We start from the raw sequence: 15,836 nt of genomic DNA, 5'->3' as shown, positions 1-15,836 counted from the left end.
ATTTTGGTGATGTGATTCACTAAGATGGGGTTATGTTTACTTCTGACTCACAATCACAGAAAAAGCCAGTTGCTATTACCCTCACCGGCGCGGGTGGTCAGATTGGTTATGCCACCATGTTCCGCATTGCAGCCGGTGAGATGCTGGGCGCTGACACTCCGGTGCGCCTGCGCCTGCTAGAGATTCCTCCTCGGGGTGTCAAAGCTGCCGAAGGCGCGGCGATGGAACTCGAAGATTGCGCTTTTGAGCTTCTCGAATCGGTAGATATTTTTGATGACCCTCAGCAGGCTTTTGAGGGCGCCAATATTGGTATGCTGATTGGTGCGCGTCCTCGCACTACTGGTATGGAACGTGCTGACTTGCTCGAAGCTAACGGTGCTATTTTCTCGCAGCAGGGCGCTGCTATTAGCAAGTCTGCAGCTGATGACATCAAGGTGGTTGTGGTGGGTAACCCTGCGAACACTAATGCGCTGATTGCCGCTTCGCACGCTCCTGACGTTCCCTCGGAGCGTTTCACTGCGCTGACCCGTCTGGACCATCACCGGGCACTGGCTCAGCTGGCGGCAGCAACTAATACGCGCGTGAGCGATATCAAGAAGTTGGCGATTTGGGGTAACCATTCGGCAAGCCAGTACCCCGATATTTTCAACGCAAGGATTGCAGGACGCGCGGCTCGGGGTGTTCTGCGTGAACACGGCAAAGATGAGCAGTGGATTTCTGGCGTCTTTATTCCCAAAGTAGCAAAGCGTGGTGCTGAAATTATTGAGGTGCGCGGTGGCTCATCGGTGGCTTCTGCTGCTCACGGCGCAATTTCTCATATGCGCTCCTGGATACTCGGTAGTGGGGGGAGAACCCGTTTCGATGGGCGTGCTGAGCGCCGGCCAATACGGGGTTACTGAGGGAATTATTTCTTCATTCCCGGTTATCTGTGATAATGGTTGCTATGAAATAGATAACAGCTATGAAATCGATGAATTTTCACAAAAATACATCGATAAGACCGTTCAAGAACTGCTTGACGAAAAAGAAGCTGTGAAAACACTAGGGCTATTGGGTGAATCCCTCTAAAAACAATAAAGATGGGTGCTAACCTTTATTTGCCGGCAGGCGAAGAGGGGCGTTACCTGGCAGGTGTCGCCCCTTGTTATCGCCGTTCACTTGTTTTTATCTCTACAATAAATAGCGTTAGAGTGACCTTAAGGGGAACGTCAATTAATATTTTTACCCTGCGGTCAGGCCTTACCTTTATTTTTTAAATTCTTGAGTATCCTAAAAGGGTTTTAGGGCGCGTCCGCTCGAAAGACGCATGATTAGAACGGACACCTCACCACCAGCACTTAGGAATAAACCTGTGGACCCTCTCGAACTCGCGCGGTGGCAATTTGGTATCACCACCGTTTACCACTTCATGATGGTGCCCTTGACCTTTGGGTTGCCTACTCCGCCGATGTTGCCGCGGTTGAAGGGTGGAAAGACGGTGCCTTTGCCTCTGGGCGGGTGGTCATGGCGATCTCGTCTTGGGCGATGGCGAAGTGGGCGAGTGTGCCGCTGTGTTCGCGGGCGGTGAGGTATTGGTGCAGGGTGTGGTCGAGGGTTCGGGTGTATTCGCTTTTGAGTTCGATAGTGGCTACGGGTATGCCGTTGGTGAAGAGCACGAGGTCGAGGCGTAGGGTGCTGTCTTTGGGGTTGAAGTGGACTTCTTCAACGACGCGCAGAATGTTGGTCTTGGGGTGGGTAGGCCAGGAGTTTGAAGGGGCGGCGTGCGCCGGGGATTGAGAAGCCTTTGCGGAGCAGGTTGATAGTGCCGCCGCCTTGGTTTTCGGGGGTTTCGAGTTTGCTAGTGATGCGAGCCAGCAGGCGTTCTTTGGTAGCTTCTTGGGCGGACGCGGGTGCGTCGGGATTCACGAAGGAGCGGTAGCTGGGGGGGGGGAGAGAGAGAGAGGCTTCTAGTCAAGTGAGAATATCAGCGGGGTAGAGTGCCTCGTTAAATCGTAAGTGACGTCATTGGGGCATGTCATAATGGCTTTATCACCAGCTGAACTGTGGGTGCGTATTTCACTCGCCTAGTACAAGGAGCCTTATGAGCGCTTTTACCTCCACCGCCCGATTGAGCAAGCCTTTTCTCTTTCTTCTAGCTGGTATTGCTGCGATACAGATAATAATTCTTGCCTTGTTTGCGTTTATGCCCAGTGAGGGTGGGGGCTTACTGCCTATCAGCATCGGCGTTCCGGTCTTTGTGCTTCTATTGTCGGTGCCCATGCTGTTTGCTACTACTCGGCTCACTATCGATGCAGAACAAGTACACGCCAAAACCTTCGGCTTCTTCTCCACCACCATCAAGCGCAGCGACATCGTGGACGCGCAGGTGGGAGCTCCCACAGGACTGGGCGCTGGTGCGGGGCTGCGCATCATGGGTAACCGCACTACTGGCTACCTCACCGGCGGCCCCAATCTTGCGCTAGAACTCGCTGACGGCACCCGCATAGCCGTTTCGACGCCTCGCCCTGAAGAAGCTAAAAAAGCCCTGGGATACTAGCCCGCCCACCTCTACCGCAAAGACCCAGCACCTGTGAGTATTACCTACGTTCAAAACCGCGACCTTGACCATAAGGCGCTAGTGCATTTGTATGACTCGGTTGGGTGGAGTGCCTACACCCAGACGCCAGAAAACCTCGTCCCTATGGTGTGCAACAGCTGGTACGTATGTGCAGCCTTCGACGCCGATCAGTTAGTGGGCCTTGTGAGAGTGGTCAGCGACGGGCTCACTATCGCCTACATCCAAGATCTGCTAGTGCTACCCACCCACCAGAGGCAAGGAATTGCTACCCACCTGATGCGCCGCGTCCTTGATACCATCCACGCCGCGAAAATTCGCCAAACTTACCTCACCACGGACGCCACCACCGACAACCAGCACACTATCGACTTCTACACCACGCTGGGCTTCAAAAACATCGGCGACTACAAATGCGTCACCCTCGCTAGGCTTGCTTAAGACAGGTTAATTATATCTGGACGTATGCTCAACATAGGGTGTCTGATACTGTTCGAGTCCATGCGAGCTTTTACTCACCCTTATGCACAATAATCGACGGTTCTGAGATAGTGATTCCCTCACGCCTAAATGCCGAGACCACCGCCTGAATCACCTCATGACGTGCGCCGGAAGCGTCCATCTGTGTGGCAGCAGACCAAAAACGCAGGGACAAAATGACAGAACCATCGGTCACTTCAGTCAAAAACGCCTGCGGATCGCGCTCAGAACTCACCTGCGGCAAACCCACCATCGTACGCTCAGCAACCTCACGCGCCCGCGCCAAATCGGTATCCAAACTCAATTCGATTTTTACCGAAGAACGAATCCGCTTGAACCCCGTCTGCACCGTCACCACTTCATCGTGCATAGTGCTGTTCGGAATAATCAGCAGATGCCCGTCAAAAGAGCGAATCTGCGTTGACGTAAAACCAATCGAAATGATGTTGCCGCTAATATCTCCCAACAGAATCTGATCGTTCTGCCTAAACTGGTCGCGCGCCAAAATCACCAGACCAGAGAACATATTGCCCAGCACCGTCTGAAAAGCAATACCGGCAGCAATCGAAATCACCGTAACGCCACCGAGCACGTCCACCGGCTTCACCGACGGGAACACGACGGTCAGCGATGCGAGGAAGAAAACCACGCCCACTACCCAGCTCGCCAATCGTGAAAAGACGTGCGCCGAACTCGGCCCGCGCCCCACCCGCAATAAGATCTTCTTAACGGTCCAGGCGATAATCCAGGCAAGCACCAAACCCACCATGAACACCTGAAGCGCCTGAAAAGCACCGCTCCATGACAGTGAATCTGGCATCATGACTCCTTAGATAAAAACGTACCGCACAGTACACAAAAGTTCAGCTCAACTCTATAACAGAAACTAAGCCCCGCACCTTATCGCAAGAACAGGGGGGCTTACCTGCACTAACAGGGCACGGTTAGAAGAGAGCGTTCTCGCTAGGCTCATCATCAGTGACAGGTTTCTGCGGGCTGGGTTGCGTCGGTTCTTCAGGACGCGCATCCTCAAGGTTTGGCGCAAGGGCGGCGGATGCAGCCGGGGCAGTACGCGGCTGAGTTACCTCGTAAGAAGGACCAACAGCGACAATCGCTTGAACCAATGGAACACCGGAGCCATCGCGAGCGCCGAACTCCGTGGGCAGGGTGCGGGCAACACCAGCAGCCGAAACAGCCTTAGCCGGGCCTACACCAACCCACGCGAAGTCGAGTTGGGTTTCGCCGGTGAGCAGACGGTGGGCGCGCATACCTGCGGTGGCGCGTCCCTTAGCGGGGAACTCGCTCAGCTCAGTCACCTTCACGGAGGGCTCCATACTGCTGGCGGCGTTCGTAACGGTCACTACCTGCGCGTTAGTGCCGGGGGCAGTTGCACCGAAAGCAATCACGGCATCATCATCAGCGACCTTCATGCCTGCCATGCCGCCACCTGCTCGACCCTGCGGGCGCACTTTGGAGGCGTCAAAGGTCAGCAGTTTGCCCTGGCGGGTGATAAAGGTGAAGTTCTCATCGCCAGCATCGGCAACAGCAACACTGATTACCCGGTCTTTAGCTTTGAGTTTGATAGCTTCCCATTCATCGCGGTTCAGCGGGTAGTCAGGGTTGACGCGCTTAATAACGCCGCGTTCGGTCGCCACCGCAATAACGGTGTTCAGCGGAACGATGCCCACCAGCGTTTCACCCTTAGCTAGGGTGACCACTTCGCTAGCCTTCACACCGCTAGAGAGCAGGGGAGTTCCCGAAGAGTCCTCCAGTACCGCCAAATCCATGACGCCCAGACGCACCATGCGTCCGCTCGATGTTACGGCACCCACCTCACCGCGGGCGGTGGTAGCCACCCACGAGGTCAGTGCATCACTTTTCAGGCGCTTACCCGGCTCAACCAGGGGAGCATGCTTGCCCTTGGTGGGCACCGTGCGCCCAATCAACCCCGAGGTTGAGAGTAGAACCCAACAAGGATCGTCAGCGATTTCAAGGGCAAGACCGAGGCCCTTCTTCTTGGAAGTCTCAGCGCCGGTAGCCAGCGCTACTGCCTCCAAATCGTCCTTATCTGTCAGCTTGGTGCGGCGGTCGGTGCCGTAAAGATCAGCAACCTCCTGCAATTCATCAGAAACCAAGGTGCGCAGTTTGATATCAGAGGCAAGAATCGACTCAAGCTCAGCAATATCGGCGGCAAGCTCATCGCGTTCAGCTTCCAACTCAATGCGCGAATACTTGGTCAGCTGGCGCAGGCGCAGCTCCAGAATGTGGTTAGCCTGCACCTCCGTCAAATCGAAAATCTGCATCAGGCGGGTACGTGCCTGGGCCGTTTCATCAGAGTCACGAATAATCTGAATGACCTCGTCAATATCGACGATAGCCACCAGCAAACCCTCCACCAGATGTATACGGTCGCGGCGCTTACCTAGACGATGCTCGGTGCGGCGGCGCACCACGTTAATACGGTGCTGCACGTAGACCCGCAACAGATCCAACAGACCTAGGGTCTGCGGTTGACCATCGACCAGGGCAACGTTATTGATGCCGAATGAATCTTCCAGCGGGGTGTACTTGTACAGCGATGCCAGCACCGCGTGCGGGTCAAACCCGTTCTTGACCTCAATCACCAAACGTAGACCGTTCTTACGGTCGGTCAGGTCTTGAACATCAGAGATGCCCACGAGCTTCTTATTATTAACCCCGTCTTTAATCTTGTCGATAACTTTTTCAGGACCCACCATGTAGGGCAGCTCAGTCACCACAATGCCACGCTTGCGGGCAGTCACCTGCTCAATGCTGACTTTAGCGCGGGTCTTGAAAATACCGCGTCCGGTGGCGTAGCCGTCCTTAATGCCCTTGGTGCCCACGATGATACCGCCGGTGGGAAAATCAGGGCCGGGAATGAATTTCTGAATCTCATGCAGGGTCGCCTCAGGGTTCTCTAACAGGTGGTGGGCACCGGCAATGACCTCGCGCAGGTTATGCGGTGCCATATTGGTCGCCATACCCACAGCAATACCCGTAGCGCCATTAACCAAGAGGTTCGGGAAAGCCGCCGGCAAGACGGAGGGCTGCATGAACTGATTATCGTAGTTGGGCACAAAATCTACGACGTTCTCGTCCAAGTTATTGGTCAGCGCCAAAGCAGCCGGACCCATACGAGCCTCAGTATAACGAGAAGCCGCCGGGCCATCATCCAACGAACCAAAGTTACCGTGACCATCAACCAGCGGCAGACGCATCGCGAAAGGCTGCGCCAAACGCACCATCGCATCGTAAATCGCAGCATCACCGTGCGGGTGCAACTTACCCATGACCTCGCCCACCACACGGGCAGACTTCACATGACCCTTCTCAGGGCGCAACCCCATCTGCTGCATCATATACAAAATACGACGCTGAACAGGCTTGAGACCATCGCGCGCATCAGGCAGGGCACGCGAGTAAATCACCGAGTAGGAATACTCCAAAAAGCTAGATTCCATCTCGGATGAAACATCAATATCAACAATGTTCTCTTGAATACCCTCAGGGTAGTCATCAACAATATTCTTGGTTGACCGCCGTGCCATAAAGGTTCTCACCCTGCCATAGATAACGTGCTGAAAAATCTAGGCGCCGTCAAGCGCCAAACACCCCATTTTACCGCACTGAGCTCTATCTGCACGGTGTCTTGCCTGAGGGTACAGCCACCAGCCTCACGGGCGGATGCGCCCACCGGCTGACTGGTGCGAGGCAGGCGCCGCACCGCGCGCGTCCTTGGGTGCTACCGCAAGAATAATTGCCCCGCAAAAAGCTGCCATTCCGGTCAGCGAGCTCAGAGCACTGGCGGGGCTGGCGATTCCACCATCGGTGCCGAAAGTGTCAGCTACACCCCTATCAAAGTGGAACCCCAGAGGAAACTGCACGAGTACAAAGATGCCCACATGTACAAGGCAGGCGCAGCAGAGCAACCCGCGAACCGTGAGCACGGTTTTTGCCATAAGGGATGCACCAAAGACCAGTACCGCCAGGCAGAGGAAGCATGTAACGGCAATCAATATTCCCCAGCTTTCGGTGATCTGGTGTTCGCGAAGCATACTTTGGTAGATGCTCGTTATGTCGTGACCGGGCACCTTCGTTAGCGGAGAGAAAATTGTTGCATCGAGAGCGCCCGCAACAGCCACGCTCAAGGCTGAGAGAACGGTGAGAGCTATGATGAGCGTCCGCGTCTGGTGTGAAGCTGCGCGGTAGTGGGTGCGTTCTGATGACTTAGCTATCGCGAGAATCAGCAATAGAACAGTAAGAACGAACAGTACACCCATGAACACGCGGCTGACGTTTAGCCACGAGATGCCGGGCGAAAGGCTGCCGAAGGTGATGGCTTCAAACGTTGCCAATGCGCTGATCAGTGTTGTAACCACTATGAGCGCGGGAACCAACCTGTCCAAAACGGGAAAGAAGAGGGCGACAGCCCTGGCACACCAGGCGGTTGATACAACCACAGTCAGTGCGCTTGCGCCCAGAGCGAGTTGATGCCGGAGGGGTAAATCAATGGGGTAGGGCGGATACGAGCGGGGGTCACTGCCGAACACGTACCCCTTGAGCAAAAATGCTCCTAGCCAGTAGGCTAAAGCCCACCGCGCCGACCGAACCGCCAACCAGGCTCGCGGGTGTGGCGAGAGCTCAGCCGCCCGATCAGCCCGTACCGTAGCCCAGAGCGCACCTGCGATAATAGCACCGCGCGAAAGTCCCAGCTGGGGCGCGTAAACCCAGTCAGAGAACCATTCTTCTGCTTTGCGCTCGCGCAGGTGCAGGGGGAGTACCAGTGTGAGCATGGTAAAAAAGAGCCGGGCGAGTCTCATGAGGCAAACCTTGTGACAGGACGTACGCCCTTGATCTCTTGGCGTGCTTGATTGCGGGCGAGAGCCGCCGGGGCAGCCGCTGCGCCCTCAGCAGTGAGCGAGTAGAGGCGACGGCGCGGGCCCCGATCTGTCTCAGCATCCCACTGTGATACCGCCCAACCGGCGTTTTCGAGGCGCTCAAGAATGGGGTAAATGCTACCTGCCGGTCTGCCGGTTTCTTTGATGATGAGCAGACCCCAGACAGGTGCGGACGCTCCCAGCAGGTATTCAAGAACGTCGGCGGTTGCCGGGGTGATGCGAGAAAGCTGTTTCATGGGTTAAATCTATCTATATAGAGATAGAGGAGTCAAGGGGTAAACCCTGATGATAGGAGACTCTCATCCACCCCTCCACAATGCTGTAACTTGAAACACATTTCGTGTAGATTGGGTTCAAAGCCAGCCCTGCACGAAAGAGCACCCCATGAACGATTTTGTTCCCGTCGATCCCGCGCACCCCACCACCGACGAAATCCCCTTCATCTACCCCGCCCACTGGGAAGCAGACGTCGTGCTGCGCGACGGTGCAACCGCCCACCTGCGTCCGGTGCTCCCCACCGACAGAGTGGCGCTGGAAACTATGTACGCTGGGCAGTCTGAAAAAACCATCTACCTGCGCTTTTTTGGCTTCAAACCCAAGCTCAGCGATAAGGAACTCACCCGCTTCACCACGGTTAACCACAACGACCGTGTAGCTTTTGTGCTGTTTTTGGGCGAGGAAATGATCGGCATTGGTCGCTACGACCGCTCCCATATTGCCCATGAAGCCGAAGTTGCCTTCATGATTTCTGACGCTCACCAGGGGCGCGGTATCGGCTCTATTCTGCTGGAACACCTTGCCGCCGCCGCCCACGAGCGCGGTATCAACCGCTTTACTGCCGAGGTCTTGCCCGAAAACCGCAAGATGCTCAACGTTTTCAAAGACGCAGGCTACGAGGTACAACGCGAATTTGATGACGGTTTCGTTTACGTGCAGTTTGATATTGACCCGACCGAGAAATCTCGTCAGGTGATGGAAGCCCGCGAACACCGTGCTGAGGCGCTATCAATCTCTGAGCTTCTTGCCCCAGAACATGTGGTGGTCATGGGCGATTCAGCCCGCTGGGAACGTACGGGTGAAGCCCTGCTTACGAATATCACTGAAGTGGGCTTTACCGGTCGTGTTTCAGCCTATGCTACCCACCCGGTGATTTCGCAGTATGAGGTGACCGCCGATTTTTCATCGCTCACTCCCGCCCCTGATCTCGCTATCATCAACACCGCTATCGAAGAGGTACCCGCAGCCGTTGAACTATGCGGACGCGCCGGGGTGCGCGGTGCGCTCATTCAGACCAAGGGGTACGCTGATGATGGTGCGCGGGGGAGTGCCCGCCAAAAATCTATTGTGCGCCTAGCACGTAGCTACGGCATGCGCATCATCGGTCCGGCATCCTTCGGCCTGATTAACACCCACCCCGATGTTCGCCTTGACACTACCCCCACCGAGAAAGACCCGGTACACGGCAGCTTAGGGCTTTTCAGCCAGTCAGCGGGGCTGGGGCTCATGCTTTCCAACTCAGCAGTACGACGGGGCATCGGTGTTTCCTCACTGGTCTCAGCCGGTAACCGCGCCGACGTTTCGGGTAACGACCTCATGCAGTACTGGGAAGACGACCCTGCCACCCGCGCCTGCGGTCTCTTCCTGGAATCCATCGGTAACCCCCGCAAATTCAGCCGTATTGCCCGCAGGCTCGCGCGCATCAAACCCGTGATTGTCGCCAAAAATGTTGCCACCGGTAGCCACCTGCCGCCGGGGCACTCCGGACGTACCTCCATCGCCCCGGCGCAGGCACTGGATGCAATGTTCCGCCAATCCGGTGTAATCAGCGCTGAATCAAGCGAACAGCTACTCGATGTAGCCCAAATTATCGTCAGCCAGCCACTACCCGCAGGGAGGCGCGTCGCGGTTCTCTCCAACGCCTTTGCCCTAGGTCAAATTCTCGTTGATCGAGCCCAAAGCCTTGAGCTTGAGGTCAAAACCACGGAATCAACCCTCCACCTCGAAAGTGACGGACTGGATATTCTGCGCGAAGTGCTCATCTCAACACTCGAAAGCAGTGACGTCGACGCGGCCTTTACCGCTTTCCTACCGGTAGACGGTGTCGATGTGAAAGACATTGCCCGCGTACTCTACGAATGCTCACAGGTGGCTGGTAAGCCGGTCGTCGCGTCCTTCACCGGCGCTGATGCAAGCGACAAGGTGCTACGCGGCATCTGGCGTCCCGACCCTCAGCCTGCTACCGACAGCAAAGACGAAACAACCGAACACGCCGAGGACGCGGCAAACGGACTGCCCTGCTTCGAATCCCCAGCGCAAAGCGTCACCTCAATGGCGGCAATCATGGATTACGCCCGCTGGCGCTCCAGCGAATCGGGCATCGAAGAAATACCCGAGGGCATTTTAGTAAAAGATGCCCGGACCACCCTCGCCGAGCTGACCCCGCAAGGCGAAGAACTCGTTGAGCTCAGCCAAGAACAAACCCACGACATCTTGGGGTTCTACGGGGTAGAACTCATGGCAACCACTCCCTTTAGCACAGAGGCAGACGCGCTCGCGGCGGTCGAAACCGTTGGCGGGTATCCGGTAGTCCTCAAAACCACCGATAAAGTCATGGCACAACGCATTGACCTAGGAGGTGTACGCCTGGGCATCGAAAACGATGAACAACTCATTGATGCCATCGACCAAATGCATCGCGCCCTCGCTCCCTTTGGCACTTTCGAACTGGCAGTGCAAAAACAGGCACCGGGTGGGCAGACCGCAATCATCCGCGCCATCGAAGACCCCCTGCTGGGACCGGTAATTTCCTACGGCATGACAGGGGACGCAACTACCCTCTTAGATGACTGGGCGCATAGGATCCCACCGCTCACAGCCCGCGATGTACACGAGATGGTGCGCGCCCCCAAAGCTGCCCAAAAACTGCTGGGTACCCGAGGCATTCCCGCAGTAAATATCGAACTGCTGGAAGATGTCATCGTGCGCATCGCTACTCTTAAAAACAACCACCCCGAGGTCGCAGAAATTGAGCTAAGCCCCGTGATGGTCACCAGCACCCACCTCTCAGTAGTCGCGGGTTTCATTAAGGTCGGCAACCCCCAGCAGCGCACCGACTCAGCACGTCGCACCATGAGCAGCTAACCTCCACCGCGCCCCGTAACGAACTGCGATGCACGGTGCTCTCGCGTACACTTATACAGTGCCCTGACCGTTGAGTGAGGGCACTGATGCGGTGCTACGCAAGCACCCGCGAATGCACAATACACCGTGGGAAGGTAAAGGCTAGGGAATGTCTCAGACACCGCAGATTCGAGAACTCGTCAGTGATGTGATGCGGGCGGGGTTCTACCCTGAACTGGTGATGGATACCGTGGCGACGGTCTTTGAACCCGATGAAATTATCGGTCATCTGGTGCAGCTTGAAACCCACTTTGATCATGAAGAAGTGCACCGCCACATTACGGTGCTGGTTTTGACCGAGTCTCACCTTTTAGCCGCCCACCTTGATGATCAGCAGCTTGATGAAGAAGGCTCAGTGGTAGCTGCTCACATTAACTCCGAGGTCGTGCCCCTGCGTAAACTTGGCACCGTCACCACCAACCTGACCTACCTGCAACCGCAAACCTTTATTCCCGGTACCCGCGCATCAGAAATTCAGATTTCCATCGCTTGGACGGGCTCCCAACGCCTCGACATGGCACCTGCCGACTGCCCCGACCCCCAGTGTACCGCTGATCACGGCTTTACCGGCACCGGCGTCCGTGAAGACATCATGGTGCGAGTATCAGCCAGCGCAGACGGTGCTACCGCCATTATCAATGCCCAAAAATTTGCATCCGCCCTGCGCAAAGCGCAGATTAAGGCAACTCGATAAAATGAGCTTCTCTGATTTTCGCGGTACACCTGTGCCCACCCATCCCGGTTACGGGGCGCACAATATCGCAGACCTTTTTGAATCTGCCGGTACCCTTGTCGCACAGGGCTCAATTACCCCGGACGAGCACCCTGTTCTGGGCACTGGTAGACATGATCTGCTGAACCTGCGCCAGCGACTGGCGGACGCGGGCCTCAACCCCGATGCTTACCGTAGCGTGTGCGTGGTTATGGTGGACGGTCTGGGGGAGCAGCTGCTACGCCGATACGGCTCCTATGCCCCCTATCTGAAAAAAGCTATTTCGTTAGGTCCGCTGAACTCCGCTGTACCCTCCACTACAGCTGCCTCCCTCACCTCTTTCGGTACCGCGCTTGCCCCCGGCACCCACGGAATCGCGGGCTACGACGTCCGCAATCCCGAAAAAAATGAAATTATGAACCAGCTCTCTGGCTGGGATAAAAGCGTTGACCCCCACCAGTGGCAACCCTACCCCACGGTGTTTGAACGCTTTGAAAATCACTGTGAGGTGGCAACGGTGACGCTCTCAAAGTACCAGGGCACAGGGTTGAGCGAAGCAGGGTTACGCGGCGGTCGATTTATCCACGCTCAGGGGGCAGCTGCCCGCGTCACCCTGGGGCACAGTATTCTCTCAGCTCGTAAGCCAGCCTTGGTCTACCTCTACTGGGCTGAGATCGACCAGGTGGGGCACCGTTACGGCGCAGATTCACCCCAGTGGAGCGAACAGCTCGAAGAATTGAACCTGCACATGCGCCGTCTCGCTGAGCGACTGCCTGCCCACACCCTGCTCTTGCTCACCGCTGATCACGGCATGGTGGATATTCCTGAAGAGCACCGTCTTGACTACTCTGAGCGAACCAACTTGCTAGAAAATGTTGAGCTAACCGGTGGGGAGCCGCGCATGGTACAGCTCTACCTCAAGGACGCCAGCGCTACCGCTAAACGTGCGACCCTCGAAGCCTGGGACGCTGCATACGGGGATATCGCCTGGATTATTGATACCGAAACAGCGTTCGAAGCTGGCTATTTTGGTGATCACCTGAGTGATGAAGCCCGAGCACGTATTGGCGATATTCTCATTGCCTGCCGCGAGGATTATGCCCTCTATGATATGCGCCACTATAAGCCGCACGCACTCAAAATGGTGGGTCAGCATGGCTCCCTCACCGAAGCCGAAACGCAGGTACCTTTGCTGGTGCTTCCCACCCACTAAAACCCCTATAAACACACGAACCGGGCAAGAGAATATCTTGCCCGATTCGTCAGTATAAAAGTGGCGTCACGCCTGGAGAGGTTTATGCTAGGGCGCTATTGCGGTGTTGGGTGCCGCTGACCCATCACTACCCTGCCTGGAACCGGTTCCTGCACCGGGCGCTGGGGGAGCCGAAAGGGTAGGTGCTATCTCTGGAGCTGTTGGCTGTGGAACCACCGGGGCAGTAGGTGCCGGTTCTGTAGGTATCACAGGAGACTCAGCGTCGGGTGGAGTGCTTTCCTCAGAAGGCATCGGCTCTACCTCAGCAGTGGGTACATCTGTTGGTTCGATCGTAGCCGGAGTGGTTTCTGCCGGTGCGCTGGGTTGGGTCGGTTCAGGTGCCACGGGCGGTGCTACTGTCGGTTCAGGCGCAACGGGTACCTCTCTGGCATCAGAGGGAAGCTCCGTTTCAGTAATAGTGGGTGCCAGCGTCGGAAGCACAGGCACAGGGGTTTGTCCTGCCGGTGTATCGCTCACAGCCACCACGGGCGCTTCTTGAACAGGGCTGTCAGCGGGAACAGGCTGTGATTCCTCGGGCTGTTCACTGTTCGAACCCAGCATCATGCCTGTTGCTGTGGCAAGACCCAGCACCAAAAGTGCCAGTGCGCCCACACCAACCAGTTTGCCCGGTGATAACTGAACAACCTCAGAGGTCTTCGCAGAAGCGGGAGGGACGGAAGCCGCTTTAGCCCTCTTTTCAGCAGCTTCGCGAGCCTCCGCGCGCGCAATGGCAGCCTCACGTTCAATCTTCTCTGCTTTAGCTTTCTCAGCCGCCACAGCACGTGCCTCTGCGCGTTCTTGGGCGCGCTCGCGCAGTGACTTCTTCTCGACTACCTCACCGCGAGAAAGCAGAGACAAACCCAGCGACGGATCTTCATCAATCTCATCGCCCTCAGCCACTATATGATTGCCGTCTACATACTGGTATCCGGCGTCGAGGGGACTCAACGGCTGCGTTGCGTCCTCGTCTACAGTGGGCGCTGTTTCTGGGGCAAGGGGCACCGTCTTCTCATCATCAAAGGGATGATCAGAAGAAGATGGGTTCTTCGAAGATGCCATAAAGGGTTTATCTTTTGCTGTTCTTGAGGTCTGCGTGGTGGTTTTCAGCGACTAGTGGCGACGCTGGTTGCCGAAAATAATGTCGTCCCAACTGGGCACCGAAGTGCGCTTTGAGCGTCGCGCAGGCGCCGGTTCTTCATCGGCTGAATCCTGAGTGCTCGACTCTGTTGATTCTGACTTTGCATCTGAGCTTTCGCAAACGGATGCAACCGGCTGACTCTGAGACGCCTGAGGTTCACCGGCGGTATCAGTTTCTACAGGATCAGTGTCGGCGGAGACTTCTTCGGTGGAGACAGATACCTCGGGGCGTGCATTCTCAGAGGTAACAGCTGAAAGCTGGGGTGCAGTCCCCTCTTGCTCGATAGGCTCTGCTGGGGCGTTAGAGGACTGCTCAGAATCAGCAAGAGCGTCATCGTGCTGAACTGCCTGCTGGTTCTCTACATCCTGCTGATCTTCCGCCGCATGCTCCTGTGCAGGTTCTTCTACAGTGATAACTTCGGTGACTGCCGGAGCGTCCTGGTCAATGATGACCTGCTCGGCGCGATCGACATTGTTGCTGTGTGCAGAGTCGTCATTCGCAGCGGTGGGTTCTGCCTGTTCAGGCTGCTGGTCCTGCGCCGGAGTTTCTGCGTGCGCGGCGGACGGTGCGCTCTCGGCGCGGGCAGCCGATGAACGACGCGCGCGCTCCAAGAGCTCTGCGAGCTTTCGTTCTTCGGGGGTACCTCGACGGTTAGCCGCTGGCTCAGTAGAGGTATAGAAGGCAGAAGAACGCGCTGCTGACTGCTCTGCCTGCTGAGGGGTAGCAGGGGTGCCGCGACGCTGGGCCAGCTGGTCAAGGAGCTCATTGTGAGAGGGGTTATGAGGCACCCTCACCTCAGTAATTTTGGGTTCTGCAACCTGAACGGGGGCGTTCTCATGGGTATCGTGGCTGCCAATGCCCGGCAGGGGAGCATCGCTCGAATGATCGCGCCCCATCAAAAAGTAGGCAGCTTCATTGGACGCGTAGATGCTCTGGTTAGCGGGGTTGTAGTTCCAACGTGCCGGGAATACAGCTGTTCGCGGCAACCCATCACGAACCTCAGCACCAAACGCGAAATCAACGCTCACGGTCCACTGACCAGACTCCTGCTGCCAGGTAGTCCACTCAGCATCCTCAGGGGTGAAACCGTAGCGCTGGGCGGTAGCTGCAATATGCTCACGCAACGACAGGGCAGCGGCGTCGCGGCGTCCTAGGCTCTGAGAAGAAATCACCACGTTCTGAGCTGACTGAATAATGTTGGCGCGCTCAGCAACAATGGGCCACTCGTAACGACGAACGCGGTTAGCATCCCACCCAGACTCCGCGACAATCTCTTCAACGGTAGCGCCCTGACGGAACCGGGTCTGAATATCACGCGGACCAAAGGTACCGTTACCACCGAGCGATCGTACCTGCGGAATACGGCGCGCCTTAGCAATACTTGTGCGCAAGTTCTGGTCGATGGGCAGGCGATAGGTAGTGCCATCGGCAGACTCGAGAACAAGGTTCTCACCATCGTCGTGAATACCAACAAGACGCAAGTCAAGCATAAAAACTCCAGAAGTAGTAGCGGTGGTTAACGCTAGAGACAATCATCTAACAGATTACCCCGTCTCGCAGCGTAAAAACGGGTCAGAAGCGTCTGGAACGAAACATTAATC

13 protein-coding genes and 2 pseudogenes are annotated in these 15,836 nt (G+C 56.3%); 7 read left to right on the top strand and 8 right to left on the bottom strand.

What is annotated here, in order from left to right:
• The first annotated feature begins 32 nt into the window (after positions 1-32).
• Together JTP09_RS01600 and JTP09_RS01595 are read left to right on the top strand one after the other, a co-directional pair.
• Positions 33-1,068: pseudogene (locus JTP09_RS01600) on the top strand (malate dehydrogenase).
• 283 nt (positions 1,069-1,351) lie between these two features.
• A pseudogene (locus tag JTP09_RS01595) lies at positions 1,352-1,435 on the top strand (cytochrome ubiquinol oxidase subunit I); the annotation flags it as partial.
• A gap of 1 nt (position 1,436) precedes the next feature.
• Here the strand turns inward: JTP09_RS01595 and JTP09_RS09960 are convergent.
• Both JTP09_RS09960 and JTP09_RS09955 read right to left on the bottom strand, forming a co-directional pair.
• The gene (locus tag JTP09_RS09960; protein WP_239478612.1) at positions 1,437-1,715 is read right to left on the bottom strand and encodes a type I restriction endonuclease; all 279 of its coding nucleotides are present in this window, start codon (positions 1,713-1,715) and stop codon (positions 1,437-1,439) included.
• A complete protein-coding gene (locus JTP09_RS09955; protein WP_239478544.1) occupies positions 1,702-1,905 on the bottom strand; it encodes a hypothetical protein in 204 nt (67 codons plus the stop codon). Before JTP09_RS09955 ends, JTP09_RS09960 begins: the two co-directional genes overlap by 14 nt.
• A gap of 175 nt (positions 1,906-2,080) precedes the next feature.
• Here JTP09_RS09955 and JTP09_RS01585 point away from each other — a divergent pair, with 175 nt between their 5' ends.
• The gene (locus tag JTP09_RS01585; protein WP_204876274.1) at positions 2,081-2,536 is read left to right on the top strand and encodes a hypothetical protein; all 456 of its coding nucleotides are present in this window, start codon (positions 2,081-2,083) and stop codon (positions 2,534-2,536) included.
• 33 nt (positions 2,537-2,569) lie between these two features.
• Positions 2,570-2,995, top strand: coding sequence for a GNAT family N-acetyltransferase (locus tag JTP09_RS01580; protein ID WP_240333892.1), 426 nt, complete (start codon positions 2,570-2,572; stop codon positions 2,993-2,995).
• Between the two features lie 70 nt (positions 2,996-3,065).
• Here the strand turns inward: JTP09_RS01580 and JTP09_RS01575 are convergent, their stop codons facing one another.
• The 4 genes from JTP09_RS01575 to JTP09_RS01560 form a co-directional block, all read right to left on the bottom strand.
• Positions 3,066-3,854, bottom strand: coding sequence for a mechanosensitive ion channel family protein (locus JTP09_RS01575; RefSeq protein WP_204876273.1), 789 nt, complete (start codon positions 3,852-3,854; stop codon positions 3,066-3,068).
• A 124-nt stretch (positions 3,855-3,978) separates the two neighbouring features.
• Positions 3,979-6,603: a DNA topoisomerase (ATP-hydrolyzing) subunit A gene (locus tag JTP09_RS01570; RefSeq protein ID WP_204876270.1), complete on the bottom strand. Its 2,625-nt coding sequence runs from the start codon at positions 6,601-6,603 to the stop codon at positions 3,979-3,981.
• A 126-nt stretch (positions 6,604-6,729) separates the two neighbouring features.
• A complete protein-coding gene (locus JTP09_RS01565) occupies positions 6,730-7,875 on the bottom strand; it encodes a hypothetical protein (RefSeq protein WP_204876268.1) in 1,146 nt (381 codons plus the stop codon).
• Positions 7,872-8,189 (bottom strand): PadR family transcriptional regulator, encoded by a 318-nt coding sequence (locus JTP09_RS01560; RefSeq protein ID WP_204876266.1) that lies wholly within the window; start codon positions 8,187-8,189, stop codon positions 7,872-7,874. Before JTP09_RS01560 ends, JTP09_RS01565 begins: the two co-directional genes overlap by 4 nt.
• Positions 8,190-8,337: 148 nt before the next feature.
• On the opposite strand from JTP09_RS01560, the gene JTP09_RS01555 reads away from it, so the two are divergent.
• The 3 genes from JTP09_RS01555 (at position 8,338) to JTP09_RS01545 (ending at position 13,058) form a co-directional block, all read left to right on the top strand.
• On the top strand, positions 8,338-11,094 hold the full coding sequence (locus JTP09_RS01555) for a bifunctional GNAT family N-acetyltransferase/acetate--CoA ligase family protein (protein WP_204876264.1): 2,757 nt from the start codon (positions 8,338-8,340) through the stop codon (positions 11,092-11,094).
• 148 nt (positions 11,095-11,242) lie between these two features.
• Positions 11,243-11,827 (top strand): DUF5998 family protein, encoded by a 585-nt coding sequence (locus JTP09_RS01550; protein ID WP_204876262.1) that lies wholly within the window; start codon positions 11,243-11,245, stop codon positions 11,825-11,827.
• A 1-nt stretch (position 11,828) separates the two neighbouring features.
• Complete coding sequence (locus tag JTP09_RS01545) at positions 11,829-13,058, top strand: alkaline phosphatase family protein (protein ID WP_204876260.1); 1,230 nt, start codon at positions 11,829-11,831, stop codon at positions 13,056-13,058.
• Between the two features lie 87 nt (positions 13,059-13,145).
• On the opposite strand, the gene JTP09_RS01540 is transcribed toward JTP09_RS01545, so the two are convergent.
• Both JTP09_RS01540 and sepH read right to left on the bottom strand, forming a co-directional pair.
• Entirely contained in the window at positions 13,146-14,156 is a 1,011-nt protein-coding gene (locus JTP09_RS01540) for a hypothetical protein (protein ID WP_204876257.1), read from the bottom strand.
• Between the two features lie 51 nt (positions 14,157-14,207).
• Positions 14,208-15,725, bottom strand: a complete 1,518-nt coding sequence (gene sepH, locus JTP09_RS01535; protein WP_204876255.1) for a septation protein SepH — start codon at positions 15,723-15,725, stop codon at positions 14,208-14,210.
• Positions 15,726-15,836 lie beyond the last annotated feature (111 nt).

The sequence above is a fragment of the Rothia sp. ZJ1223 genome (genome assembly GCF_016900985.1).
GTDB lineage: Bacteria > Actinomycetota > Actinomycetes > Actinomycetales > Micrococcaceae > Rothia.
This window is presented reverse-complemented; position numbering and strand designations above follow the sequence as displayed.

What these genes read in the sequence shown, in the direction of transcription:
- JTP09_RS01585 (WP_204876274.1), top strand. Translation starts at nt 2,081, where the DNA reads ATGAGCGCTTTTACCTCCACCGCCCGATTGAGCAAGCCTTTTCTCTTT.
- JTP09_RS01575 (WP_204876273.1), bottom strand. Translation starts at nt 3,854, where the DNA reads ATGCCAGATTCACTGTCATGGAGCGGTGCTTTTCAGGCGCTTCAGGTG.
- JTP09_RS01570 (WP_204876270.1), bottom strand. Translation starts at nt 6,603, where the DNA reads ATGGCACGGCGGTCAACCAAGAATATTGTTGATGACTACCCTGAGGGT.
- JTP09_RS01565 (WP_204876268.1), bottom strand. Translation starts at nt 7,875, where the DNA reads ATGAGACTCGCCCGGCTCTTTTTTACCATGCTCACACTGGTACTCCCC.
- JTP09_RS01560 (WP_204876266.1), bottom strand. Translation starts at nt 8,189, where the DNA reads ATGAAACAGCTTTCTCGCATCACCCCGGCAACCGCCGACGTTCTTGAA.
- JTP09_RS01555 (WP_204876264.1), top strand. Translation starts at nt 8,338, where the DNA reads ATGAACGATTTTGTTCCCGTCGATCCCGCGCACCCCACCACCGACGAA.
- JTP09_RS01550 (WP_204876262.1), top strand. Translation starts at nt 11,243, where the DNA reads ATGTCTCAGACACCGCAGATTCGAGAACTCGTCAGTGATGTGATGCGG.
- JTP09_RS01545 (WP_204876260.1), top strand. Translation starts at nt 11,829, where the DNA reads ATGAGCTTCTCTGATTTTCGCGGTACACCTGTGCCCACCCATCCCGGT.
- JTP09_RS01540 (WP_204876257.1), bottom strand. Translation starts at nt 14,156, where the DNA reads ATGGCATCTTCGAAGAACCCATCTTCTTCTGATCATCCCTTTGATGAT.
- sepH (WP_204876255.1), bottom strand. Translation starts at nt 15,725, where the DNA reads ATGCTTGACTTGCGTCTTGTTGGTATTCACGACGATGGTGAGAACCTT.